Raw genomic sequence first — 2,217 nt, 5'->3', positions numbered from 1 at the left:
CACCCCGCCCACCGCCGCCGATCTCGGCGTCGACCCCAACGCCTACGTCGAGTACCAACCCAACCAGGGCCAGGTGCAGATCACCTATCCCGACGGCTCCACGGAGACGCGTCCATGGCCGCCCAAGTGAGCCCGCGCTCTGCCCGCCCGGCGCCCGTGGCCGCGCGCCCGCCCGCCGCCCCTGCTCCCGCCTGGCGCAGCTACCTGGGCGACATCCTGTGGGCGGCGCGCGTCATCGCCGGCGCCGTGATCCTGGTGGCCGGACGCAGTTGGCCTACCTACTGGCACCAGCTCTCGTTCCTGGTCATCCTCGCCGTCCTCACCTATCCCGTGCGCTCGGTGCGCTGGGGGACGATCTACAACTTCTTCCTCGCCGGCTCTCTGTTCGCCTGGGTGATCGTGGGCGTGCAGTACGTGATCGAGAGGGTGATCTTCGGCGGCCACCTGCCGGTGGTGGGCAGCGTGCTGGTGGCGCCCGTCAGCGAGGAGATCGGCAAGGTCCTGCCGCTGCTGCTGCTGGTGCTGGCGGGCTGGCGCGGCTTCCGCATCAGCTACGGGGCCTGCGATCTCATGCTCTGCGGCGCCGCCCTGGGCAGCGGCTTTGGGCTGCTGGAGGACGCCTTCCGCGGCGCCCACTCCTATCCCACGCCCTCCGGCCCGGCGCTGTTCGGCCTCGCTCTCTTTCCCGACAGCTACGGCGGCTTTCTCGGCCACGGCGCCGCCACCGCCTTCGTCGCCCTCGCCCTGGGCTTCCTCATGTACGCCTGGCGCTGGCGCCGCTGGCTGGTGCCCGCCGTGGTGGCCGCTCTCCTCGCGCTCTTCTGGATGATGGTGGACCACGCCTTCGCCAACTTCGCCACCTTCGGCTTCTCCCAGCCCTGGCTGGCGCCGGTGCGCTGGATGTGGCAGCTCGACGGCAACGGGCGCCTCTCGCCTTACGTGCTGCTGGCCCTGATCCTGCTCACGCTGGCGGTCGAGCGCCTGCTGCTGTGGCGCACCCTGCGCGGCTTCCGCCGCCTGCCCGCCTCCGCCTGGTTCGCCTACTGGAAGCGTCCCTGGCAGCGGGGCTGGGGATATCCCCAGTTGCGGGCCACGGTGCGGCGCGTCTGGGCTTTCCTGCAATACGTGCTCTCGTATCGCCGGCTCGCCTTTCTCATGCTCCACTGGAAGGGCGACGCTCCTCCCGACCGGACGGCGTTTGCACCCTTGATCGCGCGCTACACCGGCAAGGTGGTGGTGGCGCAGATGGCAGCGAGGCAATCATGAAGTCCTTCTTGTCGTGGATGGCGGCGCTGGCGGTGGTGGCCGGCCTGGCCGCCGGCGGCTACTATCTCTACCAGCAGGCTTCGGGCGGCGGCAGCGCGGGCAGCGGAGCGGCGGGCTCCGGCGGTCACGTGATGACCGCCTCCTCCACCGGGGTCTCGCTTGCCCTCACCAACGGCACCCACTACGTCCTGACCGTCACCATGAAGCAGGGCACCGAGCTGGTGCGCTTCGAGATCGCCCCCGGCCACACCGAGACCAAGAGCTTTCCCGCCGGCACCTACTCGGTGGACGGCAAGATCTCCGATCCCAGCACCGATCCCTTCTCCACCTCCTGGACCTTCCAGGAGGGCCAGTACAACGCCACCTTCTCCCGTGACCAGCAGACGGGACAGGTGGCGGTGCTGATGGAGGCGGGGCAGGCTCAGGGACAGAGCCAGGGCAGCCAGGGCAAGCCCAAGGCGCCGCCCAAGTCGCGCCCCTGACCTGGAAACTGGAAACGAGAAACTGGAAACTGTCTTACGGCTTGCGCAGCAGGATCTCCACCCGCCGGTTCTTCTGCCGCCCCTCGGGATTGTCGGAGCCGTCGGGGTTCTTGTTGGGGGCCACCGGCTTGGTCTCTCCCCAGCCCTTGGTGGTGATGCGCCCGGCCGCCATCGAGGCGTTCCGCACCAGCCACTCCTTCACCGAGTTCGCCCGCTGGTCGGAGAGGCGCATGTTATAGGCGTGGGTGCCCTTGCCGTCGGTGTGGCCCTCGATGAGCATGGTGTAGTCGGGATAGGCGGCCGCCACCTGGCCCACCTTGCCCAGCGCGGCCGTGGCCTCGGGCTTGAGCGTGTACTTGTCGAAGTCGAAGAGCACGTCGGCGGCCAGCTCGATGCGGATCTCCTGCTCGGTGACCTTGGCGCCCAGGTCCTCCAGCACGCCGTGGATGCCGGTGCTGGCGCCCACGAT

At 69.4% G+C, this 2,217-nt stretch carries 3 protein-coding genes; 2 read left to right on the top strand and 1 reads right to left on the bottom strand.

Features of this window, described 5'->3' with window-relative positions; translation table 11 throughout:
* Positions 1-114 precede the first annotated feature (114 nt).
* Together VEG08_14035 and VEG08_14030 are read left to right on the top strand one after the other, a co-directional pair.
* Entirely contained in the window at positions 115-1,266 is a 1,152-nt protein-coding gene (locus tag VEG08_14035; protein ID HXZ29108.1) for a PrsW family glutamic-type intramembrane protease, read from the top strand.
* The gene (locus tag VEG08_14030) at positions 1,263-1,748 is read left to right on the top strand and encodes a hypothetical protein (protein ID HXZ29107.1); all 486 of its coding nucleotides are present in this window, start codon (positions 1,263-1,265) and stop codon (positions 1,746-1,748) included. The genes VEG08_14035 and VEG08_14030 overlap by 4 nt, the downstream gene beginning before the upstream one ends.
* Before the next feature lie 34 nt (positions 1,749-1,782).
* Here VEG08_14030 and VEG08_14025 read toward each other — a convergent pair.
* Positions 1,783-2,217, bottom strand: a 435-nt coding sequence (locus VEG08_14025; protein HXZ29106.1) for an OmpA family protein, incomplete at its 5' end; no start/stop codon positions are given.

The sequence above is a fragment of the Terriglobales bacterium genome (assembly GCA_035624475.1).
Taxonomy (GTDB): Bacteria; Acidobacteriota; Terriglobia; order Terriglobales; family Acidobacteriaceae; genus DASPRL01.
This window is presented reverse-complemented; position numbering and strand designations above follow the sequence as displayed.

What these genes read in the sequence shown, in the direction of transcription:
- VEG08_14035 (HXZ29108.1), top strand. Translation starts at nt 115, where the DNA reads ATGGCCGCCCAAGTGAGCCCGCGCTCTGCCCGCCCGGCGCCCGTGGCC.
- VEG08_14030 (HXZ29107.1), top strand. Translation starts at nt 1,263, where the DNA reads ATGAAGTCCTTCTTGTCGTGGATGGCGGCGCTGGCGGTGGTGGCCGGC.